The sequence below is a fragment of the Novosphingobium ovatum genome (assembly GCF_009909235.1).
GTDB classification, from domain to species: Bacteria; Pseudomonadota; Alphaproteobacteria; order Sphingomonadales; family Sphingomonadaceae; genus Novosphingobium; species Novosphingobium ovatum.
The window spans coordinates 105,439-132,167 of the sequence record NZ_JAAAPO010000002.1; the positions used below are offsets into that span (position 1 = coordinate 105,439).

At 65.2% G+C, this 26,729-nt stretch carries 27 protein-coding genes; 9 read left to right on the forward strand and 18 right to left on the reverse strand.

Annotation, left to right across the window (positions count from 1 at the left end):
• Window positions 1-10: 10 nt before the first annotated feature.
• From GTZ99_RS04685 to GTZ99_RS04695, 3 genes are all read right to left on the reverse strand, one after another.
• Window positions 11-769, reverse strand: a complete 759-nt coding sequence (locus GTZ99_RS04685; protein ID WP_161717147.1) for a thioredoxin domain-containing protein — start codon at window positions 767-769, stop codon at window positions 11-13.
• A 102-nt stretch (window positions 770-871) separates the two neighbouring features.
• On the reverse strand, window positions 872-1,624 hold the full coding sequence (locus tag GTZ99_RS04690; protein WP_161717148.1) for a DsbA family protein: 753 nt from the start codon (window positions 1,622-1,624) through the stop codon (window positions 872-874).
• Window positions 1,621-2,247 carry a DUF721 domain-containing protein gene (locus tag GTZ99_RS04695; protein ID WP_161717637.1) on the reverse strand — a complete coding sequence of 209 codons (627 nt, stop codon included), beginning with the start codon at window positions 2,245-2,247 and terminating at the stop codon, window positions 1,621-1,623. The genes GTZ99_RS04690 and GTZ99_RS04695 overlap by 4 nt, the downstream gene beginning before the upstream one ends.
• 29 nt (window positions 2,248-2,276) lie before the next feature.
• Between GTZ99_RS04695 and GTZ99_RS04700 the strand changes: the two genes are divergently transcribed.
• The 3 genes from GTZ99_RS04700 to GTZ99_RS04710 all read left to right on the forward strand — a co-directional run bounded on the left by GTZ99_RS04700 (window position 2,277) and on the right by GTZ99_RS04710 (window position 5,015).
• Window positions 2,277-3,365: an A/G-specific adenine glycosylase gene (locus tag GTZ99_RS04700; protein WP_161717149.1), complete on the forward strand. Its 1,089-nt coding sequence runs from the start codon at window positions 2,277-2,279 to the stop codon at window positions 3,363-3,365.
• A gap of 15 nt (window positions 3,366-3,380) precedes the next feature.
• Window positions 3,381-4,286 (forward strand): NAD(+) diphosphatase, encoded by a 906-nt coding sequence (nudC, locus tag GTZ99_RS04705; RefSeq protein WP_161717150.1) that lies wholly within the window; start codon window positions 3,381-3,383, stop codon window positions 4,284-4,286.
• Window positions 4,287-4,385: 99 nt separating this feature from the next.
• Window positions 4,386-5,015 carry a hypothetical protein gene (locus GTZ99_RS04710; protein ID WP_161717151.1) on the forward strand — a complete coding sequence of 210 codons (630 nt, stop codon included), beginning with the start codon at window positions 4,386-4,388 and terminating at the stop codon, window positions 5,013-5,015.
• A gap of 9 nt (window positions 5,016-5,024) precedes the next feature.
• Here GTZ99_RS04710 and GTZ99_RS04715 read toward each other — a convergent pair whose 3' ends face one another.
• Window positions 5,025-5,459, reverse strand: coding sequence for a DUF1489 family protein (locus tag GTZ99_RS04715; RefSeq protein ID WP_227711106.1), 435 nt, complete (start codon window positions 5,457-5,459; stop codon window positions 5,025-5,027).
• 10 nt (window positions 5,460-5,469) lie between these two features.
• Entirely contained in the window at window positions 5,470-6,918 is a 1,449-nt protein-coding gene (mgtE, locus tag GTZ99_RS04720) for a magnesium transporter (RefSeq protein WP_161717152.1), read from the reverse strand.
• Window positions 6,919-7,065: 147 nt separating this feature from the next.
• Here mgtE and GTZ99_RS04725 point away from each other — a divergent pair, with 147 nt between their 5' ends.
• Window positions 7,066-7,533: a peptidylprolyl isomerase gene (locus tag GTZ99_RS04725; protein ID WP_161717153.1), complete on the forward strand. Its 468-nt coding sequence runs from the start codon at window positions 7,066-7,068 to the stop codon at window positions 7,531-7,533.
• Window positions 7,534-7,857: 324 nt separating this feature from the next.
• Entirely contained in the window at window positions 7,858-9,765 is a 1,908-nt protein-coding gene (locus tag GTZ99_RS04730; RefSeq protein ID WP_161717154.1) for a methyl-accepting chemotaxis protein, read from the forward strand.
• Between the two features lie 148 nt (window positions 9,766-9,913).
• Here GTZ99_RS04730 and GTZ99_RS04735 read toward each other — a convergent pair whose 3' ends face one another.
• From GTZ99_RS04735 to GTZ99_RS04755, 5 genes are all read right to left on the reverse strand, one after another.
• Window positions 9,914-10,801, reverse strand: coding sequence for a LysR substrate-binding domain-containing protein (locus GTZ99_RS04735; RefSeq protein WP_161717155.1), 888 nt, complete (start codon window positions 10,799-10,801; stop codon window positions 9,914-9,916).
• Between the two features lie 4 nt (window positions 10,802-10,805).
• Window positions 10,806-11,726 carry a hemolysin family protein gene (locus GTZ99_RS04740; protein ID WP_161717156.1) on the reverse strand — a complete coding sequence of 307 codons (921 nt, stop codon included), beginning with the start codon at window positions 11,724-11,726 and terminating at the stop codon, window positions 10,806-10,808.
• A gap of 64 nt (window positions 11,727-11,790) precedes the next feature.
• Complete coding sequence (gene ybeY, locus GTZ99_RS04745; RefSeq protein WP_161717157.1) at window positions 11,791-12,294, reverse strand: rRNA maturation RNase YbeY; 504 nt, start codon at window positions 12,292-12,294, stop codon at window positions 11,791-11,793.
• 36 nt (window positions 12,295-12,330) lie between these two features.
• On the reverse strand, window positions 12,331-12,702 hold the full coding sequence (locus GTZ99_RS04750) for a hypothetical protein (RefSeq protein ID WP_161717158.1): 372 nt from the start codon (window positions 12,700-12,702) through the stop codon (window positions 12,331-12,333).
• A gap of 22 nt (window positions 12,703-12,724) precedes the next feature.
• Window positions 12,725-13,759, reverse strand: coding sequence for a PhoH family protein (locus tag GTZ99_RS04755; protein WP_161717159.1), 1,035 nt, complete (start codon window positions 13,757-13,759; stop codon window positions 12,725-12,727).
• A 243-nt stretch (window positions 13,760-14,002) separates the two neighbouring features.
• Here GTZ99_RS04755 and GTZ99_RS04760 point away from each other — a divergent pair, with 243 nt between their 5' ends.
• Window positions 14,003-14,500 (forward strand): RcnB family protein, encoded by a 498-nt coding sequence (locus GTZ99_RS04760; RefSeq protein WP_161717160.1) that lies wholly within the window; start codon window positions 14,003-14,005, stop codon window positions 14,498-14,500.
• An 88-nt stretch (window positions 14,501-14,588) separates the two neighbouring features.
• On the opposite strand, the gene miaB is transcribed toward GTZ99_RS04760, so the two are convergent.
• Window positions 14,589-15,935: a tRNA (N6-isopentenyl adenosine(37)-C2)-methylthiotransferase MiaB gene (miaB, locus tag GTZ99_RS04765; RefSeq protein WP_161717639.1), complete on the reverse strand. Its 1,347-nt coding sequence runs from the start codon at window positions 15,933-15,935 to the stop codon at window positions 14,589-14,591.
• A gap of 126 nt (window positions 15,936-16,061) precedes the next feature.
• On the opposite strand from miaB, the gene GTZ99_RS04770 reads away from it, so the two are divergent.
• The gene (locus GTZ99_RS04770; RefSeq protein WP_161717161.1) at window positions 16,062-16,667 is read left to right on the forward strand and encodes a YiiX/YebB-like N1pC/P60 family cysteine hydrolase; all 606 of its coding nucleotides are present in this window, start codon (window positions 16,062-16,064) and stop codon (window positions 16,665-16,667) included.
• 39 nt (window positions 16,668-16,706) lie between these two features.
• On the opposite strand, the gene GTZ99_RS04775 is transcribed toward GTZ99_RS04770, so the two are convergent.
• The 5 genes from GTZ99_RS04775 to GTZ99_RS04795 form a co-directional block, all read right to left on the reverse strand.
• Window positions 16,707-17,132 (reverse strand): Fur family transcriptional regulator, encoded by a 426-nt coding sequence (locus GTZ99_RS04775; protein WP_161717162.1) that lies wholly within the window; start codon window positions 17,130-17,132, stop codon window positions 16,707-16,709.
• Between the two features lie 166 nt (window positions 17,133-17,298).
• Complete coding sequence (locus GTZ99_RS04780) at window positions 17,299-17,739, reverse strand: MucR family transcriptional regulator (protein WP_161717163.1); 441 nt, start codon at window positions 17,737-17,739, stop codon at window positions 17,299-17,301.
• A gap of 169 nt (window positions 17,740-17,908) precedes the next feature.
• Window positions 17,909-18,382, reverse strand: coding sequence for a GNAT family N-acetyltransferase (locus GTZ99_RS04785; protein ID WP_320076634.1), 474 nt, complete (start codon window positions 18,380-18,382; stop codon window positions 17,909-17,911).
• Between the two features lie 10 nt (window positions 18,383-18,392).
• The gene (gene tsaB, locus GTZ99_RS04790) at window positions 18,393-19,058 is read right to left on the reverse strand and encodes a tRNA (adenosine(37)-N6)-threonylcarbamoyltransferase complex dimerization subunit type 1 TsaB (RefSeq protein WP_161717164.1); all 666 of its coding nucleotides are present in this window, start codon (window positions 19,056-19,058) and stop codon (window positions 18,393-18,395) included.
• Between the two features lie 113 nt (window positions 19,059-19,171).
• Window positions 19,172-19,759, reverse strand: a complete 588-nt coding sequence (locus tag GTZ99_RS04795; protein ID WP_161717165.1) for a NifU family protein — start codon at window positions 19,757-19,759, stop codon at window positions 19,172-19,174.
• A 156-nt stretch (window positions 19,760-19,915) separates the two neighbouring features.
• Here GTZ99_RS04795 and GTZ99_RS04800 point away from each other — a divergent pair, with 156 nt between their 5' ends.
• Both GTZ99_RS04800 and GTZ99_RS04805 read left to right on the forward strand, forming a co-directional pair.
• Window positions 19,916-22,858 (forward strand): M16 family metallopeptidase, encoded by a 2,943-nt coding sequence (locus GTZ99_RS04800; protein ID WP_161717166.1) that lies wholly within the window; start codon window positions 19,916-19,918, stop codon window positions 22,856-22,858.
• Between the two features lie 338 nt (window positions 22,859-23,196).
• Complete coding sequence (locus GTZ99_RS04805) at window positions 23,197-24,567, forward strand: class II 3-deoxy-7-phosphoheptulonate synthase (RefSeq protein WP_161717167.1); 1,371 nt, start codon at window positions 23,197-23,199, stop codon at window positions 24,565-24,567.
• Between the two features lie 66 nt (window positions 24,568-24,633).
• Here the strand turns inward: GTZ99_RS04805 and GTZ99_RS04810 are convergent, their stop codons facing one another.
• Complete coding sequence (locus GTZ99_RS04810; protein WP_161717168.1) at window positions 24,634-25,611, reverse strand: quinone oxidoreductase family protein; 978 nt, start codon at window positions 25,609-25,611, stop codon at window positions 24,634-24,636.
• 63 nt (window positions 25,612-25,674) lie between these two features.
• Window positions 25,675-26,718 (reverse strand): Gfo/Idh/MocA family oxidoreductase, encoded by a 1,044-nt coding sequence (locus GTZ99_RS04815; protein ID WP_161717169.1) that lies wholly within the window; start codon window positions 26,716-26,718, stop codon window positions 25,675-25,677.
• Window positions 26,719-26,729: the final 11 nt, after the last annotated feature.

Sequence of the window (26,729 nt, forward strand, 5' to 3'; positions counted from 1 at the left end):
CGCGTGGTCGTTACGCCCCCGCAGCCTTCAACGCGGCCTCCAGCGCCTGCCATTCGGCGCCGTCCACCTTGTTGCCGTTGATGAACAGCGTGGGCGTGGAATTGATCCCGGCGGCAGAGTAATTTTCCGAATGCTTGGCCACCTCGGCCAGTGCGGGCAGATTGGCCAGACACTTCTTCTGCTGGTCAACCGGCAGGCCGCGCGCGCTGAAGAATTCGGTATAGCCCAGCGCCTCGCTCAACGCGGCATAGCGCTGTTCGGGGGGCAGTTTTTGCGCGGCATTGGCGGCCTCGATCCCCTTGGTGAAACGCTCGTTCATGGCGTCGAAATTGCCGAACACCTGCTCGACCAGACCAATATACGCCTCATCTCCGCCGCAGCGGGCCAGCACGGTCAAGGGAATGTCCTGCGGGTGGATGGCAAAGCTGCGGAACTCCAGCGAGACGCGGCCCGATTTGATATACTTTTCCATCAAGGTCGCCATCCCATCCTGCGCCAGTTTGGCGCAATGCGGGCACGAGAGCGAGGCATATTCGACCAGTTTGATCGGGGCATTGGGATTGCCTACCAAGAGGCCACCTTCGGCATTGGCCGCGACGATGTCGGGCCACTGCTTGCCAGCGGGCGGGGCGATCGGGCCTGCGGGGATGTCGGCCTTGGTGGCGCTCTCGCCGCCCTTGTTGCAGGCGGCCAGCCCCAGCGCCAGCGGCAATGCCATCGCCCCCAGCAGCACGCGGGACAAGCGGTTCGAACGGGCGGTGTCAGTCATTGTGGCATATCCTTTGATATCGACCGGCGCGGGGCGGGGCAGCGCCCATGGCTGGTCACACGAATGGTTTGCGGTTAACTTTGCGGCAAAAGCCGGGCGATCTCAATCCTGCGCTTTCAACAGCGGCTCCAGCGTCCCCCAGTCATAGACATTGGCCGCCACCTGACCGTTGATCAGAAAGCCGGGCGTGCCGGTGATGTTCAGCGCGATCGCCTGCTTGGTCTGGGCGATCAGCTTTTGTTGCAGGGCATTGTCGGCCAGGCAGCGGTCGGCCCCGGCGCGGGTGACGCCATAACGGGCGATGGTGTCATAGAATTTCAGATCGCTGGCGATGGCGCGCAGGCGCTGGGCGGTCTCGCCATTTTCCCAGCGGCTCATCTGCGCCTTGGACAACAGCCGGATCGCTTCCAGCCATTTGTCCTGGCTGGCCAGAAAACGGTTGTGCGCGTCAAAGAATTTGGCCGGAGGGGCGCAATGCACCAACAGCGCCACGGTCAGATCCACCGGATCACGCAGCAGATGGCGCACTTCGTATGATACGCGGCCGGTGGGGATGTAATTCAGCTTCAGCGCGGTGGCGCCCTCGGCCTCGAAATGGGCGCAGTGGGGGCAGGTATAGCTCATGAACTCGGCCAGTTTGACCGGGGCCTGCGGGTTGCCCAGCACATGCGTGCCAGCAGGCGTCATCGCGGAAACGGTCAGCCATTTGCCCGGTCGTGGCGTTGACGCACCGGGCTTGGCTGGCGCGGGCTTGGCGGGCGCAGGCTTGGCGGGGGCCGCGGGCGCGGGGGTGGCCATCGTCAGGCCCAGCGCGATCATCGCGCCGCCAAGGCCAAAGCCGATCATGCGGGTCATTTCTGCTTCTCCTCTTGGGCCACCATGCTGCGCGCCAGCGATTCCAGCACGGCCTTTAATTCGGGGTCGCCAATATCGCGCAGCGAATCGCCCAGTTCGATCGGGATCGGCTTCAGGCTGGGCGGCGCGGTAGGGGACGGGCGGGCCGGGTCCACCTCGGGCCGCAATTCCACCTGCCCCTGCCGCATCTTCACCTTGGCCACGGCGTTATAGCCGAAAAAGCGGTTCACCCGGTCGATGATCTCGGGGATGATGCAGCTGATCATCGGCGCATGGGCAGGCGCCACCACCAGTTGCAGGATGCCATCGCTCTTTTCGCCGGGGGGGAAGCGGATGGCCTCGGGCATGCAATGGCGCGAATGGGTGGGGCCGATGATCTCGGGCCAGCGGGTGACAACGCTGCTTTGCACAAAGCCAAAGCGGCGAAAGGCGCTGCGGCCAATGTCGGGCATCAGATCGGCAATCGCGCGGGCCTGCCCGCCACGCGGGCGCTCATACAGCTTGGGCGCTGCCTTCTTGGCGGGCGCTGCGGGTACGGCGGTGTCGTCCGCGCTGGCCTTGGCGGCGCGCGGTTTGCCCGAACGGGCGGTTTTGCCGGGGCGGGGGGAGGTGTCCCTTTCCATCATGCCATTGGCCATGCCATAGCCGCCGCATGGATGCCATAGCCCACAGCGCCCTATCCCATGCCGCGTCGCGCGGGACGATCGCCGCCGATCTGCTGGCGTGGTATGACACCCATGCCCGCGCCCTGCCGTGGCGGGTGAGACCGGGTGGCAATGCGGCCGATCCCTATCGCGTCTGGCTGTCCGAAGTGATGCTGCAACAGACCACCGTTGCCGCCGTCATTCCCTATTTCGCCGCCTTTACCGCGCGTTGGCCGACCGTGGCCGATCTGGCCGCCGCGCCGGAGGAAGACGTGATGGCCGCATGGGCGGGGCTGGGCTATTACAGCCGCGCGCGCAAATTGGTGGAATGCGCCCGCGCGGTGGCGGCCATGGGCGGTTTTCCGGGGACGGAGGCGGAACTGCGCGCCCTGCCCGGATTGGGGCCATATACGGCCGCCGCCGTGGCCGCGATCGCCTTTGGCCAACGCGCGGTGGTGGTGGACGCCAATGTGGAACGGGTGGTCGCCCGCCTGTTTGCGATTGATGATCCGTTGCCCGGTGGGCGCGCCGCGATCCGCGCCGCCACCGATGCCATCACCCCGGACGCGCGTTGTGGAGATTTTGCGCAAGGCGTGATGGATCTGGGGGCCAGCATCTGCCGCGCGCGCGATGCGCAATGCCTGATCTGCCCGCTCTCGGCCCATTGCGCGGCGCGGGTTGCGGGTGATCCGCTGACCTATCCGGTCAAACCGGCCAAAGTGGCCAAGCCCGAACGGCAGGGCCGCGCCTATGCCCTGATCCGCGATGCGGGGGCTGGGGCGCAGGTCTGGCTGGTGCGCCGCGCTGGCAAAGGGCTGCTGGGGGGGATGCGCGCGCTGCCCGATGATGGCTGGACCGCGCGCGCCGATGGGAGTGCCACGCCGCCGATGCCCGGTGATTGGCGCGCGGGCGGGCGGCTGCGCCATGTCTTTACCCATTTCGCCCTGGCCCTGGAATTGCAGGTGTATTTGGCGCCGCCATCGGCTACCCCTCCCTCTGGCGAGGGGGAATGGTGGCCGCTGGCGCAGATCGAACAGGCAGGATTGCCCACGGTCTTTGCCCGCGCGGCGGCGCTGATCCCGCGCGCCCCGGACTGATCACAGGAGCCGCCGATGCCCACCACCACCCGCCCGATCATCGCTTTTTCCGGCAGTGTGCTGGACCGCGCCGATGCGCTGCGGTCTGACCCGGTGGCGCTGGCCGCGCTGCGGGGCCGGGGGGACGCGCGGCTGCTGGGCATGGACGGGCTGGAACCGGTGGTGAGCGCGGCCGGCGCGCTGGTCTGGCAGGCGATGACCGCCGCCCCCGATGCCGAGCTGTTGTTTCTGGGGCTGGACGGCGATGGCGCGCCCCATTTTGCCCCGGTGCCGCAGGCGGGCAGCACCGCGCCTGCCGCCTCCACCCTGTGGAGCGCGGTGGAGGCGATGGCAGCGCCCGATCTGGCCGCCTATGCCGCCGCGCGCGCGCTGGGCGGGTGGCATGCGCGGCATCGGTTCTGCGCGGTATGCGGCGCGCCCACCGTGCTGGCCAAGGGCGGTTGGCAGCGCTCCTGCACCTCTGACACCTGCCGCGCCGAACATTTCCCCCGCACCGATCCCGTTGTCATCATGACGGTTGAGCATCAGGGCCGCCTGTTGCTGGGCCGTCAGCCGCGTTTCCCGGCGCACCGCTATTCGGCGCTGGCGGGCTTTGTCGAACCGGGCGAAACGCTGGAGGAGGCCGTCACCCGCGAGATCCGCGAGGAAGCGGGCCTGACCATCCGCGACGTGCGCTATGTCGCCAGCCAGCCCTGGCCGTTCCCGGCGTCACTGATGTTCGCCTGCCACGCGTATACCGATGACCCGGCGATCACCATCGACACCAACGAGCTGGAAGACGCCCGCTGGTTCACCCGCGATGAAGTGGCCGAGGCGATGGACGCCCGCGCGCAGGGCCGCGATGGCATCGCCTTTTCAGCGCCGACACAGGTGGCGGTGGCGTGGCATCTGCTGGACATCTGGCTGCACGGCGCCGGATAGGGATTGCCGCATAGATGGCCGGGCACGGGTGGCTAACCACACTTGGCCCATAAGCGCCCTGTCTGGCCCGCCAATCACGCGGGCGCAGGGGGAATGTCGATGCCTCGGCCCAAATCGTCCAGCCGCAAAAGCGAGCCCATCCGGCCACCCGAGCCGACGCCGATGGCTGTGCCGGCGGTGGTCGATCCGCGCATCCATCTGACGCTGCCCTTTACCCCGCGCCAATTGGTGATCGGGCTGATCGTGCTGGCGCTGGCGGCGGTGGGGGGCGGCGGGGGCTGGTGGCTGATGCGCCACAACGCCGCGATCCGCGCCAATTTCGTCGAAGGCAGCGTCACGCTGGATACCAGCGGCAGCAAGGGCACCATCAAAGGCGACCAGATGACATTGCACCTGTCGGTCGGGGTGTTCAACGGGCTGGAGACGCAATTGCGCGCCGTCACCATCTGGACCACCGCCTATGTCTGTCCCACGCGTCAGACGCCGCTGAGCGGGTGTCTGCGCGCCTTTTCGGCTGGCCAGACACAGGCCATGGCGCTGGAACCGGGCGACCACGCCTATTTCGACCGCACCATCGTGCAGGGCCTGCCCGAGGAAGTGCCCGGCAATGTCGTGCGGATCGACCGGCGGATCGAGGGCACCCGCACCGCCGATGACGACCAGATGGACGCCCGCGCTCAGATGATCGAGGACAAGGCCAACGCGGCCGCCGGCAAACCGATCAATTAAGCGCCTGCCTCAAAGTCCCAGCCGCGCCAGTTCGGCGGCCAGATGGGCGGGCATGACATCGCCCGTGCCGCCCACGCCATGCAGATCGGGCGGCGCGTCGGCGGCTTCCAGATAGCGCCAGCCCTGATGCGCGCGGCGCGGCCGGGGCTGTACGTCAACCAACTGGCGCGCAATCAGGATGGCGGTGCGGCCATTCTCGGCCTCGGCAAAACCGATGATTTCGCTGCGGGCGACCAATTGGTGCTTCAGGATCCAGAACACCGATCCGCCGATCATTTCCTCGGCGCGCTTTGGCTTGTTGCGGGTGGTGATCTGCACCACCTCCTTGCCATGGCCGGGCAGGGGCGGGCGCGCGTCCGGCGCGAACCAGCCGTGGATTTCCTCCAGCGATGTCGCGCCATAGGCGACCTTTGTCATGTTCAGCGGGGTCATGTTCAGCGGCATTGGCGCTGCCTTACATCAACAGCGCCGAGGCAAGGCCAAGGAAGAAGAAAAAGCCCAGCGTGTCGGTCATCGTCGTCACGAACACGGTGGACACCACGGCAGGATCGATCTTCAGCTTGTCCAGCCCCAGCGGGATCAGCACCCCCGACAGCCCGGCGTTCAGCGAATTGAGCACCATCGCCAGCACCACCACCAGACTGAGCCACCAGTCGTGATAGATCAGCTGACAGGTTGCCGCCATCAGCATCCCCAGACCCAGCCCATTGGCGCTGGCGATCCACCATTCGCGCATGATCATGCGCCAGGTGTTGCTGCTGGTCAGCTGATTTGTGGCCAGCGCGCGCACCGTCACCGCCATGGTTTGGGTTGCCGCATTGCCGCCCATGCCCGAAATGATCGGCATGATGACGGCCAGCGTCACCAGCTTGGCAATGGTCTGTTCAAACGCGGCGACCACGCTGGAGGCCAGAATCGCCGTCCCCAGATTGATGAACAGCCACCACATGCGGCTGCGGATGGTCATGTGCAGCGGTTCGTTGATGTCGCCATCGCCCGCGCCCGACAGCGCCAGCGCGTCCTCGCCCGCTTCTTCCTGAATGATGTGGACCACGTCATCGACCGTGATCTGGCCCACCAGACGCCCGCTTTCATCCACCACGGCCGCCGAAATCAGCGCGTATTTCTGGAAACGCAGCGCGACCTCTTCCTGATCCATGGTCACCGGGATCAGCGTCTGGTCACGCTTCATCACATCGGTCAGCGGCACATGGCGCGGCGCGCGCAAAATCCACGAGAGTTGGCAGGTGCCGACCGGGTGGTGGCGCGCGTCAACGATGAACACTTCCCAGAATTCGGTCGCCAGTTCGCGGTCATCGCGCAGGAAATCGATCAGATCGCCCACGCTCATATGCTCGCCCACCGCGATCACCTCGCGGCTCATCAGGCGGCCGGCGGTTTCCTCGGGATAGGACAGCGCCGAGACGATGGCGGCCCGGTCCTCGGGCTCCATCTCGGCCAGAACGGCCTGCTGCTCGTCCTCGTCCAGGTCCTCGATCAGGGCGACCGCGTCGTCGGTCTCCATCTCTTCGGCAAGGTCGGCGATGTCCTCGGCGGACAATTCATCGACCAGCCCTTCGCGGACGTGGTCGTTCAATTCGGCAAAGACCTCGCCGCCCATCAGGTCGCTGATGGCGCGCGAGAGAGCCAGGCGTTCGTCCGCGTCCACCGCTTCGAACAGGTCGGCGATGTCGGCCGGGTGCAGCGGCTCGACCAGCGTATAGACCTGATCGACCTCGCCGGCCTCCAGCGCGTCCTGAACGCGGCGCACAAAGCCACTGCGCAACTGGTTGTCCTCGTCCAGCCGTTCGCTTTGCGGCGAACATGTCTCGTCCGCCACCGTCAGGTCAGCGGGCGGGCAATCGGCATCGGCAAAGGCAGGGTCGCGGGGCTTTTCGCTCATGCGGGAGGGGATTAGGCATCCCGACAGCAAAAGCAACCGCGCAGCCGCCTATGGGCGTGACTTTATGGTGCATCACCCTATATCAGCGGCCAGTGACGTCCGGGCCGGGGCGCAAGCCATCGGCCAAACCAGTAAAGGGAGCCTGTCATGGCTGATGAATTCCTGAATTTTTCGATCGACACCGGCAACGGCACTGGTGAAGTCAAGATCCGCCTGCGCCCCGATCTGGCCCCCGGCCATGTCGAGCGAATCAAGGAGCTGACCAATGAGGGCTTCTATGACGGCATCATCTTCCACCGCGTGATCCCCGGCTTCATGGCGCAGGGCGGCTGCCCCAACGGCACCGGCATGGGCGGCTCGTCCAAGCCCGACCTCAAGGCCGAATTCAACGCCGAGCCGCATGTGCGCGGCGTGTGCTCGATGGCGCGTACCAGCGCGCCGCATTCGGCCAACAGCCAGTTCTTCATCTGCTTTGACGATGCGACCTTCCTGGATCGTCAGTACACGGTGTGGGGCGTGGTCGAATCCGGCATGGACACGATCGACGCCTTGCCCAAAGGGGAACCGCCCCGCTCGCCCGGCAAGATCGTCAAGGCGACCATCACCGCCGAGTGATCATAGCCACTGATTCTGGCCAGTGATTCCCGGCCCAGCATGGCCTGATCCGTGCCGGGCCGGTGACGCAAAAGCGCCGCTTTCCAGCCGTTTTCCGGCCTGTGAAGGCGGCGTTTTTGTTTATGCGGGAAAATGCCGGGGCGTGGTGGGCGCTGTTCCCCCGTTCCGCCGCGCCCAAATCCAGCGATCCCGCGCCCTGCAATCCTTACCGCGCGGTTAAGCCTGACTCCGTGCTGGGCCAAGGGGTGGGTGTGACCGCCTCCTTGACATATCCTGCCTATAGCCGAACCCTCAATTACGAAGAGGGTCGCCATGTTTGGCCGCATGAAAATCAGCTCGCTCATCACCATCGGCGCGCTATTGCTGGGCGCAATCATTGCCGCTGGGGCCGTGATGGGGGTCCGTTCCGTCAGTTTGATCAGCAGCGATCTGGTGCAGGTGAATGACAACACCGTGCCCAGCGTTGTGATGCTGGGCCGCACCAACACCGAAATGGAGGTCGCGCGGGTCCGGTTGGCACGGGTCATCCTGTCCAGCACGCCCGAGGAGCTGAAAAAGGCCGATGCCGACCTGACCAAGGGCATCGCCGTGGTCGACAAATATTATCAGCAATATGATGGGCTGATTTCCGACGCGCAGGACCGCGCGCTGCATGAGGAATCGACCCGCCTGTGGGATGCGGTGCGCACCGACATGTTGCGCATGCGCGACCTGATGGTGGCGGGAAAAGCGGCTGAGGCGGCGGCGGTCTATCGTGGTCCCTATGTCGAAACCTCGCGCGCGTTGAAGCTGGCGATTGACAAGAACGCGCAGTACAACATCGACCTGGCCAGCAAATCGGGCCGCCATGCCGAGGATGAGGCCGCCCAGAGCAAGATGCTGAACATCGTGCTGGGCGGTGGCGGTGTGCTGATCGCGCTGGCGGTGCTGCTGATGTTCCGCTCGCGGGTGATTGTGCCGCTCAACCGTCTGCGCGACACGATGAGCGATATGTCGGCTGGCCATCTGGATGTGGCGATCCCCGGATCGGACAAGGAAGACGAGCTGGGCGAGATCGCCCGCGCGCTGGAAGGGATCAAGACCAGCATTTCCGACCGCGCCCAGCGCGAGGCGCAGGTGCAACTGGATGTCCAGCGCCGCGTCACCACCGCGCTGGAAGAAGCATTGGGGGCGTTGAAGGCAGGCCGCCTGAACCACCGCATTACCGCGCAGTTTCCGCCCGAATATGCGCAATTGCGCAATGATTTCAACGCCACGATTGAATCGCTGGGTGAACAGATGGCCGAAGTGGCGCGTTCGTCGACGGCCGTGCGCACCGGCGCGAACGAGATTTCGGCCGCCGCGCAGGATCTGGCCCGCCGTACCGAAGGGCAGGCAGCAAGCCTGGGCAACACATCGGTCACGGTACGCGAATTGACCGAATCGGTGGGCGAGGCGCGCCATTCGGCCGTCACCGCCGCATCGGCCGCGCAGGACGCCGAAAAGGAAGCCAGCACCAGCGGCCAGTTGATGCAGGAGGCGGTCGCTGCGATGAACTCGATCGCCCAGACCTCGGAAAAGATGCGCTCGATCGTCGAGATCATCGACGGGATTTCGTTCCAGACCAACCTGTTGGCGCTGAACGCCGGGGTCGAGGCCGCCCGCGCCGGGGACGCTGGCAAAGGCTTTGCCGTGGTCGCCACCGAAGTGCGCAATCTGGCCGAACGCAGCGCCGAGGCCGCCAAGGAGATCGGCGCGCTGATCGTCAATTCCGGGCAGGAGGTGCACCATGGCGTGCAGATGGTCAGCCAGACCCAGTCCAGCCTGCAACGCATCGTGCAAAAGGCCGCCGATCTGGCGGGCATGATCGGCGGCATCGCCGAAGGGGCCAACCGTCAGGCCGACTCGATCGCGCAGGTCAACAGCGTCATTTCCGAACTGGACAAGGCCACCCAGCAGAACGCCGCGCTGGTTGAGGAATCGACCGCCGCCTCGCATTCGCTGGCCAATGAATCGGAACGCCTGTCACAGGTCGTCGACCGCTTTACGCTGGATGGCGCGGGCGGTGGCGGCGGCTATCGCGGCGCGACCTTTGGCGGCGGCGCGGGTGGCTATGCCAGCGCCCCGGCGGCGGCTGAACCGGTGATCGAACTGCCCCGCACCCGCGCCTCGCGCCGGCCCGCGGCCAGCGCGCCGGTCAGCGTCGGCAACACCGCCATCGCCAGCCATGGCGAGGACTGGTCCGAGTTCTGATACACCCCTACGGCCGCCCGGTAGCGGGCGTTCATGCGAGACGGGGGCCTGTGGTGGATGCCGCAGGCCCCCGTTTGGCGTCTCAGGTGGGGTTTGGCGCGTCCTTATTGTAGTCAATGACAACAAAATCGCGCCGGACGAAGGGGCGTTACAGCTCCGCCTTGATCAGCCAGTCATGGAACAATCGCACCGGCCGCGCCTCCAACGCGCGGGGGCGGCAGACGAACCAATAGGAGTAGGGGCTCTCGACCTCGGCATTATAGAGCGGCACCAGACTGGTGTCGCCTTCACGCAAAAAGTGGTCATCATGCAGGATCGCAATGCCCAGCCCTGCCTGCGCCCCCGCGATCAACAATTGCGCGGTGCTGAAATGATCGATCGCGGCTGGCTCCAGCTTTTCCAGCCCAAGGGCGGCCTTCCACGTGTCAAAGCTTTCAGGTAAATCGGCTGAAATCAGGAACGTATGCTTGGCCAGACGGGCAAGGTCGGGCGTTTCGCCAATCTCGGCCGCCAGCTCGGGCGAGGCAAAGGCGAACACCTTGTTGTGGTCCAACTGTACGTGATAGAGCGCGTCATCCGGCTCCTTGGCCAGCACGATCGCCGCGTCCAGACTGTCGCCCAGCCGCGTTTCCAATTGCGCCCCGGTGTCGATGTCGATGTGCAAACGCGGGTGCAGCTTGCGCAATTCGGGCAGGCGGGGGAACAATCGCTCACCCGCATAGAGCGGCGGCACGCCCAGATGCAGGCGCATGACATTGGCCGCCTCCATCTGGCTTTCCACCGCCTCGGCCAGCTCCTCCAGCTTGGGACTGACGGCGTTATAGAACGCCTGCCCCTCGTCGGTCAGCTTCATCGACTGATGCTGGCGCGTAAAAAGTCGTTTGCCGACAAAGTCTTCCAGATTGCCGACGCGGCGCGACAGGGCCGATGGCGACAGGCCCAATTCATGCGCGGCGGCCTTGGCCGAGCCAAGGCGCACGATACGGACAAAGGCTTCGAGCGCGCGCAGTGGGGGCAATCTGCGAAAGGCGGGCATCGGGTCAGTCCTTTGGCGCGGGGTCTTCAGGAGGAAGCAGGCGCAACGTGGTGATGTGGCGTTCGTCAGCGCCGGTCACCTCGATCGTCCAGCCGCTGCCATGCGGGATGGTGGTGCCCACCGGCGGCACATGGCCCGCCAGCAAAAACGCCAATCCGCCCAGCGTATCAATATCTTCGTCGGTATCGGCCAGATCGGGATCGATGCGCTGGGCCACCTCGTCCAGTTCGACGCGGGCGTCGGCCTCCCAACTGCCGTCGGGCAGGGCGCGCAGGCGCTCGACCGGGGCGTCGTCATGCTCGTCCTCGATTTCGCCGACGATTTCCTCGACCAGATCCTCGATCGTGATGATGCCTTCGGTGCCGGAATATTCGTCCACCACCACGGCCAGATGCACCCGGCTGCCGCGCATGTCGGCCAGCACGTCAATCGCGCGGCGGGGGCAGGGCACGAACAAGGGTTGGCGCATCAGACGCGTCCAGTGGGTGGCGGGCACCTCACCCTTGGCCAGAAAGGGAAAAACGTCCTTGATCAACATCATGCCGATGATTTCGTCCATCGTTTCGCGATAGACCGGCAGGCGCGAATGGCCATGTTCGGCAAATGCCGCGACCAGTTCGACCCAACTGGCATTATGCGGCACGCCGATAATGCTACCCCGCGGGATCGCCACATCGGCGGCGTTCAACTCGCTGAAATGCAACAGGTTGCGCAGCATTTGCCGCTCAGAGCCGGACAGATCTCCGGCGGCATCGGCGGCGGCGGTGCCGCCATCCTCATGCTCGTCGATCACTTCTTCCAGATGGGCGCGCAACGACTGGTCCTGCAACCCGCCGTCAAACAGCCGCCTGACATAGCGCCAGAGGCTGCGTTTACTGTCCGGCTCAACGGCGCCGGATTCGCCCGATCGGCCCAATTCGGCCACAGTAATGTCACTCCATTCTTGTCAGACGCAACGCAACAATTCCCCGTGTTGCCCGCGCGCTGTGTCAGTTTTGTGTATCGTGATCGCCATATGGGTCGGCGATCCCCAATTGCGCAAGCGCCTTTATCTCCAGCTCTTCCATGACCCGCGCGTCCTGCGCCGAGATTTCGTGGTCATGGCCGGCCAGATGCAGCAACCCGTGGATGATCAGATGGGTGGCGTGGTGGTCCAGCGGGATGGCCTTTTCCGCCGCCTCACGCGCGCAGGTTTCATAGGCCAGCGCCAGATCGCCCAGCATTTCGGGCGGGCCATCCGCGTCCAGATCCAGCAATTCCGCGCGCTCCAGCATGGGAAAGGACAGCACGTTGGTCGGCTTGTCCTTGTCACGCCATTCGCGGTTAAGCGTATGCACCTCCTCGTCGCTGGTGAACAGCAGGCTGGCGCACAGGCGCGGATGGGCGATTTCGGGCGCCAGCGCGCCAATCGCCGTGGCGGCACGGGTGGCCAGCGCGTCCCAATCGGTGTGGTCGGGCCAGGGCGCTTCGATGTCGATTTCCAGCGTGAGCATGCAGCGGCCCTAGAGGCAAGTGGGGGGAATGTCGAATCAGGGGGCGGGGCTTTTTTTGCGCCGCAACCGCAAGGCCGACCAATCGGCGTCCAGCGCGATCTGGCTGACGGTGGACCAGCCCCATTCCTCGACCGCGGCGTGCAGGATGTCGCGCGACAGGTCGCGGGCCAGCGGACTGGTCAGCTTGGGATAGGCCAGCCACAGGATCACCCCATCGTCCAGCCCCGCCGCCGTATCGGCCATCGCGGCGGCAAAACCGGCGCGGTCAGGGGCGAACATCACCACCACCTGCGCTTGTTCCAGTGGGGCGGCGGGGGCCTCTATCGACATCCCCGCCGGCGCGCCCACCACGGCCAGCGCCCGCTCACGCTTGACCTGCAACCGTTCGGCCAACGGCTTGTCAGACATGGGCGGGGGCCGGTTGCCGCATTCAGTCGCCGTCCCGGCCCTCATAGGCCTCGACAATGCGGCCCACGATCGGGTGGCGCACCACGTCCGCGCTGGAAAAACGCACCGTCGCGATGCCGTCCAACCCCTCCAACCGGCCCACCGCATCGGCCAGCCCGCTCATCTGCGGGCCGCCGGGCAGGTCGACCTGTTTGGGGTCGCCGCACACCACCATCCGGCTGTTCATGCCAAAGCGGGTCAGGAACATCTTCATCTGGGCGGCGGTGGTGTTCTGCGCTTCGTCAAGGATAACAAAGGCATCGGCCAGCGTCCGCCCGCGCATGAAGGCGATGGGCGCGACCTCGATCTCGCCACTGGCCAGACGGCGCTCCACCTGTTCGGGCGGCATGCAGTCGAACAGCGCATCGTACAGCGGGCGCAGATAGGGGTCGACCTTGTCCTTCATGTCGCCGGGCAGGAAACCCAGCTTTTCCCCCGCCTCGACCGCCGGGCGCGAGAGGATCAGCCGCTTGACGCTGCCGTTGATCAATTGTGCCACGGCTTGGGCCACGGCGATATATGTCTTGCCCGTGCCCGCCGGGCCCAGCGCAAAGATCACGTCATGTTTGACCAGCGCGCGCATATATTCGATCTGGGTCGCACTGCGCGGCACGATCACCTTGTTGCGGGTGCGGATCATCACCGGGGGATGTTGTTGATCGCCCGAAATGATCCCCTCCAGCGTGGGTTCGACCGACATGGCGATCAGGCTTTCCACCGCGCCCGCGTCGATATCCTGACCCGCCAGAAGGCGGCGGTGCATGCCCTGCAACACCTCGCGCGCGCGCGCGACGCTGTCTTCGGACCCTTCGATCTGGATGCGGTTGCCACGGGCCGAGATATATACGCCCAGCCGGTTTTCGATCACCACCAGATTGGCGTCAAACTGCCCGAACAGGGCACCCAATATCGTGGGTTCGTCAAACTCCACCTCGGTGCGGGCGCGCCGGGATTGGGGGCGAAAAGGCGCCAGATCGTCCGATGGATCGGTGGCGCGGAACTGCTGCTTGCGGGCCATGCGCTCCTTTGCTGCGGGCCGGAGTCGCCGGATACCCGCGCCCCCAAGATAAGGTGTCTCTCCCCGCGCGCCAAGCACCCGCCCGACCTGGCCGTGGATAAAATGGTGCCGCTTGGGCCTGATACACTTTGTCGCAAACATGACGGCAATGTAACGCGATGGTTCCGCCCCCGTTCAGGCGGGGCGGGGCACAAGGGGGCATCGGGAAGGCAGTCAGCCCTCCCATCAGACAGGAGACACCCCATGCGTAAGACCCTGCTTGCCCTGATGGCCGCGACGACGATTGCCTCGGGTCTGGCCCCGGTGGCCGCATCGGCCCAGCCGCGTTTTGAACCCACCCGCGAGTTGCATCAGGACCGCCGCGAGATCCGTCAGGACCGCGAGGAGATCCGCCGCGACATCGCCCGTGGCGATTACCGCGAAGCGCGCGAGGACCGCCGCGAACTGCGCGAGGACCGCCGTGAATACCGCGAGGACTGGCGCGAGTACCGCCGCGCCCATGCCGACCGCTTTCGTGGTCCGGCCTATGCTGGCCCGCGCGGCTATGCCTATCGTCCGGTGAACCCCGGCTATCGTTTCGCGCCGGACTATTACAACCGCCGTTACTGGGTGGACCCGATGGCCTATCGGCTGCCGCGTGTCGGCGTGAACGAACGCTGGGTGCGTTATGGCCATGACGTGGTGCGGATCGACATCCGTTCCGGCCGCGTGCTGCAGGTCTACAGCAGCTTTTTCTTCTAAGCCGTTCGGGTCGCAACGTTAATACAACGAACGGTTGGGGGTGGCGGGTTTTGGCCCGTCACCCCTTTTCGCGTCAGGCCCGAATGGTTCAGCCCAGAATGCGCCCGGCCAGAGAGTTCGGCCCGGCCTGAACCAGTTCCACCCGCAAGATATCACCAATCGCCGGGGTGACGCCGTTTTCGGCCATGAAATGCACCGATTGCAACCACGGCGATTTGCCCAGCCATTGGCCTTCATGGCGGCCATGGCGTTCGACCAGTACATCGCAGGCGCGGCCAAGGCTGGCCTGATTGAACGCCAATTGGTGGCGGTTGAGCGCGTCCTGCAACCGCTTCAACCGGTCATCCATCACCTCGGCACTGATCTGATCGTCCATGGTGGCGGCGGGCGTGCCGGGGCGCGGCGAATATTTAAAGCTGAAGCATTGCGCATAGCCCACCGCGTCAACCAGCGACAGCGTGTCGGCAAAGTCGGCCTCGGTCTCACCGGGGAAGCCGACGATGAAATCGCCCGACAGTGCGATGTCGGGGCGGGCAGCGCGGACACGCTCCAGAATGCGCAAATAGCTGTCGGCGTCATGGCTGCGGTTCATTGCGCGCAGGATGCGGTTCGACCCCGATTGTACCGGCAAATGCAGGAAAGGCATCAGCTTTTCCACCTCGCCATGGGCGGCGATCAGGCCCTCGGTCATGTCGTTGGGGTGGCTAGTGGTGTAACGGATGCGGCGCAGATCGGGGATGGCTGCCAGCTCGCGGATCAGCCCGTCCAGCCCGATGGTCTGGCCCTTGGCGTTTTCGCCGGTCCACGCGTTGACGTTCTGGCCCAACAGGGTGATCTCGCGCGCGCCGGCCTCGATCAGGCGGTGCGCTTCCTCGATCAGGTCGGCGTGCGGGCGGCTGATTTCCGCGCCGCGCGTATAAGGCACCACGCAATAGGTGCAGAATTTGTCGCAGCCTTCCTGCACCGTCAGAAACGCCGTCGGGCCAGCGCGGCGGCGCTTGGGCAGGGCGGCGAATTTGGCATCGGCGGGCATGTCGGTGTCGGTCACGCGCGCGCCGGACGTTGCGGCCTTCAGCATGTCGGGCAAGCGGTGATAGGCCTGTGGGCCAACCACCATTTTCACCGCTGGCGCGCGGGCCATGATCTCCTCGCCCTCGGCCTGGGCAACGCAGCCCGCCACGGCGATCAGGGGCGCGCTGCCGCCCTCTTCGGTCGCATCCTTCACGATGCGGCCAATGTCGGAATAGACCTTCTCGACCGCCTTTTCCCGGATGTGGCAGGTGTTGAGCACCACCAGATCGGCCGCATCGCCATCAGCAGCCGCGGTCAGGCCCTGTTCGGCCAGCAATTCGGCCATCCGTTCGCCGTCATAGACATTCATCTGACAGCCAAAGGATTTGACGCGATAGGTTTGGGGCGTGTCGGTGTGGGGCATATCGGTGGGGCGCATGGGCGCCGCCCTTACGCCAGTTTCGCGCCGATTAGAAGGGGGCAGGGGGGGCGAGGTTGGACCGTTGGCGATTTGCGCCTAATGTCAAAGTCGTGATGGGGAGAGACTCGGATGAATATTGACGATTTTGGGCAAAATGGCCGTTCCTACGAAGATATTCGTGCCTCGATCAAGACGGGGGATGTCCTGTTCTGCTCGGGCAGCGCGCTGTTTTCGGATTTGATCAAGTTTGCCACCAAATCACCCATCAGCCACGTCGGGTTTGTCATCCGCTTTGACGCGATCGACCGTATCATGGTCATGGAAAGCGTTGAATCGATTGGCGTCCGCTCTGTGCCGCTCAGTTCCTATGTTCGCGATTACTGTGGCACCGGCAAACCCTATCCGGGCAAGCTGGCGATTGGCCGTCATGCTGCCTTTCCTGATGGTGATGCGGGCAAGATCAAGACCTTGATGACGCATTCGGTGGATTTGTTGGGGCATCGCTATGACAATGCCCAGATCGGCAAAATTGCCATGCGGATCATGGCTGGCGCGGCCGGGTTGCACATTGGTGACGTGATCAAGCCGGACAAGGATTTCATTTGTTCGGAATATGTCGCCGATGCCTATGCCAGTATCGACATCCATTTGCCCCGCAGCGCTGGCGGATTTGTCGCGCCTGCGGATGTGGCAAAGTGTGGCGATATCGCATTGCTGTCGGCTATTGCCATATAATCGGGGTATTTGGGCGGGGTGGTCAGCGCCCCGCCGGCCTTACTTCTTTTCCCGCTCCAGCTTGACGCCAAACAGTTCAAGCCGGTGGTCGACCAGACGATAGCCCAGACGTTCGGCGATCTGGCGCTGCAACGCTTCCAATTCGGGATCGACGAATTCGATCACCACGCCGGTTTCCACGTCAATCATGTGGTCATGGTGCGCCTCGGGCGCGGCCTCGTACCGGGCGCGGCCATCGCCAAAATCGTGGCGGTCCAGAATGCCCGCTTCCTCGAACAGGCGGACGGTGCGGTAAACCGTGGCGATAGAGATGCCCGGATCAATCGCCGAGGCGCGCGCGTGCAACTGGTCCACGTCGGGGTGGTCGCTGCTTTCCGACAGGACGCGGGCGATGACCCGGCGCTGTTCGGTGATGCGCAGGCCGCGTTGTTGGCAAAGGGCTTCGATGTCGATGTTCTGATGCACGTTGGTTCCGAAACGCTGGGGGCGCCGCGCAATGGGGTCCCATCATGATTTACCCCGCCGAGTATGGCCTCGGCGGGGTAAATCTGCAACCGTGTGATACCACATGGCATGGGCATAACCCCCCGTTTGCGGGGTGAATAGCGATGCACATGCGGCGATCGGGCGCTTAGGCAGCCTTGGGCTTGCGGCCGCGACGGGCGCCAGGCTTGCGGCCCAGGCCGATCTTCTTGGCCAGCTCGCGGCGCTTTTCGGCATAGTTGGGGGCGACCATCGGATAGTCGGCGGGCAGGTTCCAGCGCGCGCGATACTGTTCCGGCGTCAGATTGTAATGCGTCATCAGGTGGCGCTTGAGCATTTTCAGCTTCTTGCCATCTTCGAGGCAGACGATGTGATCAGGCTTGACCGAGGCGCGGATCGAGACGGCCGGTTCGGGCGGCATCTCTTCGCTGACGGTTTCCTTGCCCAGATTGGCCAGCGCGCCAAACACGTTGGTGATCAGGCTGGGCAGATCCTCCACCGCAACGGGGTTGTTGCTGACATGCGCGGCAACGATGTCCGAAGCCAGCGTGATCAGTGTTTCGTTGGCGATTCCCTGCGAATTGTCCATGGTTTTATCCTTGCTGTTCTGGTGCGACCCAGTTTGTGTGCTTTGCCAGTTCGGGCTTTGGCCTGCCATTGCTGTATGTCTGACAACAACTCCATAATCAAGTCTTGTTGTCTTTAACTTTGGTGAAAATGGAGTGAAATACAGCTATTCTTGCGGTTTTCTTGTGTATCTATGTCAGATCGCAGGCGAATGTCACTGCGTCACGCCGCTGCCCATCGGTGCCACGGTAATACTTTGGTCTTATCCCTATGCGGGTAAAGCCGTGGGCGGCGTATAGATGTTCAGCGCTATTGCCCGCGCGCATCTCCAAAAGAAAACGCGCAATACCTGATTCGCGTTGATCATGGATCACCGTTTGCAACAGGCGCGCGCCCAATCCCTTGCGGCGATGGTCGGGGTGGATGGCAAACAGCAACAGTTCCGCCTCGTCCAATACCTGCCGTGTCAGGGCAAAGCCGGCAGCCGCGCCGCCGGGGGTAGGGGCCGTGCCATCGGGGGCGATCAGCCAATAGCGGCAATTGCCCATCAACAGCGCGTGGTCCACCTGTGACCGGGTCCATGCCTCGCCATAGATGGGGTCGAACGCGGCCGCCATCACCACCATCAGTTGGTCCAGCGGGTCTTGCGCGGGGGCAAACATCATGCGGTGGCCATCATGCGGCGGTGGCCTGTCCCGGCAGCAGACCGCCCGGCAGGCGCGCGTCGGGCGCGCGGCCATACAGCGGGGTCAGATCGCCGGTCAGCAGCCCTTGGGGCAACAGGCCAAATTGGCGCGCGTCGGGCCAGATGGCTGCGGCGGTGGTGCCCTCGATCCGCGCCGTCAGCGCGCTGGCCTGGCTGCCCGCGATCAGCCCGATACCCAGATCGCTGGCCACCTGCGCCGCATCATCCGGGCGCAGACTGCGCAAATCGGTCAGCGGCAGGCCATCTGCGTCAAAGGGTTGGACGAACCATTCACCATGGCCGCCGGTGGTTGCGACCAGTACGCGGCCATCATCGGATTGTGCCCGCGCCATCGCCGCGATCAGCCCCAGCGTGGGATAGCCAGCCACGGGCACGTCCCACGCCACGCCCAGCGCGCGCGCCGCCGCCAGCCCGATCCGCACGCCGGTAAAGCTGCCCGGCCCCAGACCCACCGCGATCCGCCCCGCGCGTCCCGCATCAGGCAGAGCGGCGATCATCGGCACCAGCGCTTCGGCGTGGCCGCGGCCCAATTGGCGGAATTCCCCGGCCAACAGCGCGCCATCGACCGATAGCGCGACCGAACAGGCCTCGGTCGTGCATTCGATGGTCAGCACCCGGTCAGACGGCGCGCTCATGCGGCGGCCGCCAATGGAGGGGAAGGGAGCAAGGCGGGGGATGTGTGCATCGGGAAGAACGGTGTGGGGCGACTGTCTATGTTATCGGGAATAGTGTGATGGCGCTTGCCATTTCAGGCGGCGCGCACCTCGACGACTTCGGGAACGTAATATTTGATCAGGCTTTCGATGCCGTTCTTCAGCGTGGCCGAAGACGACGGACAGCCCGAACAGGCGCCCTGCATCTGCAGATAGACAATGCCTTCGCGATAGCCGCGATAGGCCACATCGCCGCCGTCATTGGCAACGGCCGGGCGGATGCGCGTTTCGATCAGGTCCAGGATCTGGTCGACGATGTCGGCATCGGCCGGGTCATGGCCGATGCCCGCGCTGTCCGATTCGCTGTCGGCGGGGACGCTGATGCCTGCCGCGCTGCCGGGGGCGAACAGCGGGGCTTCGGCGATGAAATGGTCCAGCAGCATGGCGACCACCTGCGGCTTGAGCTGGCCCCAATCGCTGCCGGGGCCGGCCGTTACCGAAATGAAATCGCGGCCAAAAAAGACGCCCGTGACATCGCCTAGCGAAAACAGCGCATTTGCCAGCGGCGAGGCCTGCGCGGCCTCGTCATCGGTGAAGTCGCGCGTGCCATCGGCCATCACGATGCGGCCGGGCAGGAATTTCAATGTTGCGGGATTGGGGGTGGTTTCGGTTTCTATGAACATACTTACCGCCATGTATATTCCGTGTCTGCTGGTCAAGTGGCTTGCGGTGACTTGTCGGGCAATTGTGGGCGAACTGGCGAACCACCGCATCAGATCGCTCCGGTTGGGCCGGTTGTTCACTGGCCTTTAATGTGATCGCCTTCTATACCTTGGGCCATGAACCGTTTTGTGCGCGTGCTTCGCCTTCCCGCCCTTGCCCTGATCATGGCTGTGCCGATGCTGGTGGTGGGGGCCGCGCCTGCCCCCGCAAGGCAAAGCGGCACTGCCGCCAGCCTGCCGCCCAGCGCCCTGCCGCCCCTGCCGCCGCAGACCGATCCGTGGCTGTATCGCGGCAGTGATGTACCGCATGACCGCGACTGGACCTTTGGCACGCTGCCCAATGGCTTGCGCTGGGCGGTGCGCAACAATCAGGTGCCGCCGGGGCAGGTGTCGATCCGCATCCGCATCGATGCGGGCGCAATGCACGAGCGCAAGGGCGAGGAAGGCTTTGCCCATTTGCTGGAGCATCTGGTGTTTCGTCAGTCGAAATATCTGGGCCAGGCGCAGGCGATCCCGACATGGCAGCGGCTGGGCGCGACATTCGGCAGCGACACCAATGCCGAGACGACGCCCACCCAGACGGTGTTCAAGATCGACCTGCCCGACGCCACGCCCCAGACGTTGGACGAGAGTTTCCAGCTGTTGTCGGGGATGATGATCGCCCCCGTCCTGTCCGAGGCCAACATCCGCGCCGAGGCGCCGATCGTGCTGGCTGAAAAGCGCGAGCGCGGCGGCGCGGCCGAGCGGGTGGTCGACGGGACGCGCTGGCTGATGGCGGCCGGGCAGCCGTTGGCCGACCACGCCACCATCGGCAGCGTGGAAAGCATTACCGGCGCGCATGAGGCCAGCGTCAATGGCTTTCACCAGCGCTGGTATCGGCCTGAAAACGCGGTGATTGTGGTGTCGGGCGATGCCGATCCGCGGCTGATGGCGGCCTTGATCCAGAAATGGTTTGGCGATTGGCCAGCGGTGGGGGCGCATACGCCCGCGCCTGACTTTGGCGCGCCCGTCACGCCGCCGGGGGGCGATCCGGCATGGCCCTTTGCCGGGGCGCGGGTGCTGGTTGAACCCACCCAATCGCGCAAGTTCATCTTTGGCGTGGTGCGCCCGTGGAAGGAAAAGCTGGACACCATCGTCTATAATCAGGGCCTGATGCTGGACATGCTGGCGCAGTTGGTGATTAACCGCAGGCTGGAGGCCAAGGCGCGCGCCGGGGGCAGTTTCCTGTCGGCCACGGTCGATCAGCAAAGCGAGAGCCGGTCGGTCGAGGGCACGTTTGTCCTGATCGCGCCGATGGATGGCGATTGGAAAAAGGCGCTGCACGATGTGCGCAGCGTCATTGCCGAGGCGCTGGACCGTCCCCCCACGACCGAGGAAGTCGCGCGCGAGGTGGCCGAAATCAACGTCATCTTTGAATCGCAGGTGCAGCAGCGCGCCTTGCTGCCCGGCGCGCGGGTGGCCGATGATCTGATTCAGGCGGTGGATATTCATGAAACGGTGGCCTCGCCCACGGCGGTGCTGGACATCTTCCGCCGCTCGGTGCCGCAGTTCACGCCCGCCGCCGTTCACGCCCATGCCAAGGCGCTGTTTACCGGCAAGGCGGTGCGCGCATTGTATATCACTCCGCAGGCTGGTGAGGCCGACGAGGCATCTTTGCGCGCCGCCATGCAGGAACGCGTCGCCGCCGACGCCCAGTCGCATGTTGCCGCACAGACGCTGAAATTCGCTGATCTGCCCGCGCTGGGCCAGCCCGGCCCCATGCCGCAGGTGGAACGCACCGGCTTGCTGGGGATCGAGCAGATGGATCTGGGCAATGGCGTGGCCGCGCAGATCTGGCCCACCCGCGATGATCCGGGCCGCGTCACGGTCAAGGTCCGCTTTGGCGCGGGCTATCGCGCGTTTACCCCGGCCACTGCGCCCTATGCGCAATTGGGCGACATGGCGCTGGTGCCTTCGGGCTTTGGCGTGGTGGGGCAGAACGACATCGACCGTCTGATGTCGGGCCGCAAGATGGGCTATGATTTCCGTATCGAGGACGGTTACTTCCAGTTCAGCGCCGATACGCGCGACGAGGATCTGGCCGATCAGCTGTACCTGTTCGCGGCCAAGCTGGCCCAGCCGCGCTGGGATGCCTCGCCCGTGGCGCGGGCCAAGGCGGCGGCCGTGGCGCAATATACCGGTTATGATGCCAGCCCCGGCGGCGTGCTGGCGCGCGATCTGCGCAGCCTGCAACGCGGTGGCGATCAGCGCTTTGCCCCGCCATCGCCCTCGCAGTTGCAGGCCACCAGCCTGGACGGCTTCCGCCAGGTGTGGGGACCGCTTCTGGCCAGTGGCCCGGTAGAGGTGCAGATCTTTGGCGACTTCGACCGGGCCAAGGGGATCGAGGCCTTGCGCCGCACATTTGGCGCGTTGCCACCGCGTGGGCCATTGGCGCCCGATGTGTTGGCCCGCGATGTGACGCTGGCCGCGCCGTCGGACACGCCGGTTGTGTTGCACCACAAGGGGGATGCCAATCAGGCCGCCGCCGTGATCAGCTGGCCCACCGGGGCCGGGGTGGCCAATATCACCGAATCGCGCCAGTTGGAGGTGCTTTCGCAGGTGTTCGCCAACCGCTTGATGGAGGCGCTGCGCGAAAAGGCCGGGGCCAGCTATGCGCCGCAGGTGGCGTCGGACTGGCCGCTGGACCTGCCATCGGGGGGCACGATCACCGCGCTGGCCCAGTTGCAGCCCGACATGGTGCCGCAATTCTTTGCCACTGCCGACAAGATCGCCCGCGATCTGGCCGCGCAACCACTGGGGCCGGACGAGATGGCCCGCGTGATGGAGCCGCTGCGCCAACAGATCAGCCGTGCCAGCAGCAGCACCGCCTTCTTCATGTCGCAGATCGAGGGGGCAACGCAGGAACGCGCCCGCTATGCCAAGCTGCGCAGCCTCTATCCCGACTATACGCAGGTGAGTCCGCAGGTGCTGCAACAATTGGCGCAGCGCTATCTGGTGGCGGGCCGGGCGTGGCGTCTGGCGGTGTTGCCGCAGGGCGGGGCGACGCCGGTGGGGCGTTGATCCGCGCCATAAGGGCAGGGGGCAGGTGGCAACATCGGCCCCTTTTGCCGCTGAGGGCGCGCCATTGGCCCTGTTTCAGCGCAAAATCGTCATTTGCGGTCAGGCTGATCGTAAACGGATGCTTTGCTAATCGGTCTGGCGCAGCTATGGCCGTGCCCCGCCCGAAGCCCGGGGAATCACGCAGGTAATCACCTGCGCCCCATACGCATATCGGGATAATGTGGTTGTGTACGGGACGGTACATGAAAAGGCAAGCCCTTTCATCCGCCCCTATGCCGCCGCCAAACACAAGCAGGTGGCCCAAACCCACCCGCATACGGACGAAGTGAGGAACGAAAGTGGCAAGCAACTGGACTCCCGGTAGCTGGAAGAATTCGCAAGCGTATGAAGCCCGGCACCTGCCGCGCTATGAGGACGCAGCGGCTCTGTCGCGCGTCGAGGAGACGCTGGCCACGTTTCCCCCCTTGGTTTTTGCGGGCGAAGTGCGTCAGCTAAAGGCCGATCTGGCCAAGGTGGCCGGTGGTCGCGGTTTCCTGCTGCAGGGCGGTGACTGCGCCGAAACCTTTGCCGATCTGACCGCCAACAACATTCGCGACAGCTTCCGCGTGATGCTGCAAATGGCCGTCGTGCTGACCTATGCCAGCAAGCAGCCGGTGGTGAAGGTGGGCCGCATGGCGGGCCAGTTCGCCAAGCCGCGCTCGTCAGATGTCGAGACGATCGATGGCGTGACGCTGCCCAGCTATTTCGGCGATATTGTCAATGACATCGCCTTCACGCCCGAATCGCGCCGCAACGATCCTGATCGCATGCTGCGCGGCTACAGCCTGTCGGCCGCGACGCTCAACCTGATCCGTGCGTTCTCCACCGGCGGCTATGCCAATCTGCGTCAGGTGCACAAATGGACGCTGGAGCACATCAACGACAGCCCGTGGGCCGCGCGTTTTGCCGAAACGGCCGACCGCATCTCCGAGGCGCTGGACTTCATGGCGGCCTGTGGCATCGACCCGGAAACCGTGCCCCAGTTCGAAGGCACCAGCTTCTATACCAGCCACGAGGCGCTGTTGCTGCCTTATGAGGAGGCGCTGACCCGTCAGGATTCGCTGACCGGCGACTGGTATGATTGCTCGGCGCATATGCTGTGGATTGGTGACCGCACGCGCTTTGAAAACTCGGCCCATGTCGAGTTCCTGCGCGGCGTGGGCAACCCCATCGGCATCAAGTGCGGCCCCAGCCTCAAGCCGGACGCGCTGCTGGGCATGCTGGACCTGCTGGACCCCACGCATGAGGCGGGCCGCATCACGCTGATCGCGCGCTTTGGCCATGACAAGGTGGTCGACGGTCTGGCCCCACTGGTCGAGGCGGTGAAGGCCAGCGGCCATCAGGTGGTGTGGAGCTGTGACCCGATGCACGGCAATGTGATCAAGACCGAGAGCGGGTTGAAGACCCGTCCGTTCGAACGCATCCGCGCCGAGATCGAGGGCTTCTTTGGCGTCCACCGCGCATTGGGCACGCATGCGGGCGGCATCCATCTGGAGATGACCGGCCGTAACGTCACCGAATGCACCGGCGGCGGCATCGACATCACCGACGAAGGTCTGGCCGAATGCTATGCCACCAATTGCGACCCGCGCCTGAACGCGGCGCAGTCGATCGAGCTGGCGTTTGAAATTGCCGACATGATCAATCTGGAAGCCTCGGCCAAGGGCTGAGCCCTTTCGCCGCTGCGACACAGCAAAGGGCGGTCCCATCCGGGGCCGCCCTTTTGGCATGCGGGCTCAGACCCGCAACAGTGTTGAACCCGTGGTGGCGCGCGCCTCCAGCGCGGTGTGGGCGGCGGCGGCTTGCGCCAGTGGCCACGTCTGGCCAATCGTCACCCGCAGTTTGCCGGTCAACAGCATGTCCCACAGCCGGGCGATGCCCGCTGCGCGTTCCTCGGGCGTGACGTAATAGTCGAACAGGCGGGGGCGGGTGACGAACAGCGATCCCGCGCCCGCCAGTTGCGTCAGCGCGACACCCGTTACCGGCCCGCTGGCATTGCCAAAGCTGACGATCGTGCCGCGCCGCGCCATCGCCCCCAGCGAGATCGGCCAACTGGACGCGCCAACCCCGTCATAGCTGATGGCAACGCCGGTGCCGCCGGTGGCGGCGCGGATCTGTTCCACCGCGTCGGGGGCATCGGCCAACACTACCACTTGCGCCCCACAGGCGCGGGCGATCTCGGCCTTGGGCGCGCTGCCGACGGTGGCGATCACCCGCGCGCCAATCGCGGTCAGCCATTGCACCAGCAATTGCCCCACGCCGCCCGCCGCCGCATGGACCAGCACCCAGTCACCGGGGGCGGCCCGCGCCGCGCGCTCGGCCAGAAATTCGGTGGTGCAGCCCTTGAGCATGACCGCCGCCGCCGTTTCATGGGCAATGCCATCGGGCAAACGGAACAATTCACGCGCCGGCACAATCCGCGCCGTGGCATAGGCGCCCAGTGTCGGGCCAAAGGTGGCAACGCGGTCGCCGGGAACGAAATCGGTGACGTCCGGCCCTACGGCTTCCACCACGCCCGAGGCTTCGCTGCCCAGACCGCAGGGCAGGGCAACCGGATAGAGGCCCGAGCGGTAATAGGTGTCGATGAAGTTCAACCCCACCGCCACATTGCGCATCAGCACTTCGCCCGGACCGGGGGCGGGCAGGGTGACGTCCTGCCAGGCGATGACATCGGGGCCGCCGTGGCGGGTGAACATGGCCGTGGTGGCGCGCATCGTGGTCTCCTGTGGCATATGCCTGTCGGGCGATGCCGCAGCCCGGCGCCAGAGGCAAGCCGATCAGTCGTCCAGCGCCACCACCCGCCCTTCGCGGGCCGAGGTAAAGGCGGCCTCGATCACTTGGCAAACGGCCAGCATTTCGGCAGGGGAGCAGGGCAGGGGGCCACCGTTCAACGCCCCCGCGACCAAGGCATAGAACCGCTCTTGCGATCCCATGGGGGCCGGGATCTGCGCCGTTGCACCTTCGCCATCGTGCCAGATCAGCGGATCACCATCCACCGCCCAACCAGCGTCACCGGGGCGCAGGCCAGCCACCAGCATGTCTTCCTGAGGGTCCAGCGCCGATTTTACCACTGCGCCCATCGTGCCATAGACGGCAAAGCGCGGATGGCCGCCCATCGGGCCATTGGGGGCGTTCAAACTGGCCTGCAAAACCACGCGCATGTCGGGGTAGCGCAGCACCACATGGGCAAAATCATCCGCCCGCCCGCCATGGCGCAGCGCCGCGATATCGGCCGACACCGCATCGGGCCGCCCGAACAGCACCAGCGCCTGATCCACCAGATGCGGCCCCAGATCATACCACACGCCTGATCCGGGGGCGCCATCTTCGCGCCAGCGGTCGCGGACGGTGGGGCGGAACCGGTCGAAATGCGATTCGAAATGCGTCACCCGCCCGATCTGCCCGCTGGCGATGGCATCGCGCACCGCCAGAAAGCAGGTGTCCCACCGCCGGTTGTGAAAGGTGATGAGATGCCGCCCGCAAGCCTTTGCCAGATCGACCAGTTCCACCGCCTGCGCGTGGGTCAGGGCCATGGGCTTGTCCACCACCACATGCTTGCCCGCGCGCAGGGCGCGGGCCGCGACATCGGCGTGGCTGGCGGTGGGGGTGGCGATCACCACCAGTTGCGTGGCCGGATCGGCCAGCGCGGCGTCCACATCGGGCTGTGCGCGGATCGCCGGGTCCAGCGCTGCGATCTCGTCCACCCGGCTGGAGACGATGGTGGTCAGCGCCAGCCCGGCGCAAGCCCGGATCAGCGGCGCGTGAAACACCCGCCCCGCCATGCCATAGCCGATCAGCGTTGTGGGGATGGGGGCGGTCATGGGGTGTCTCC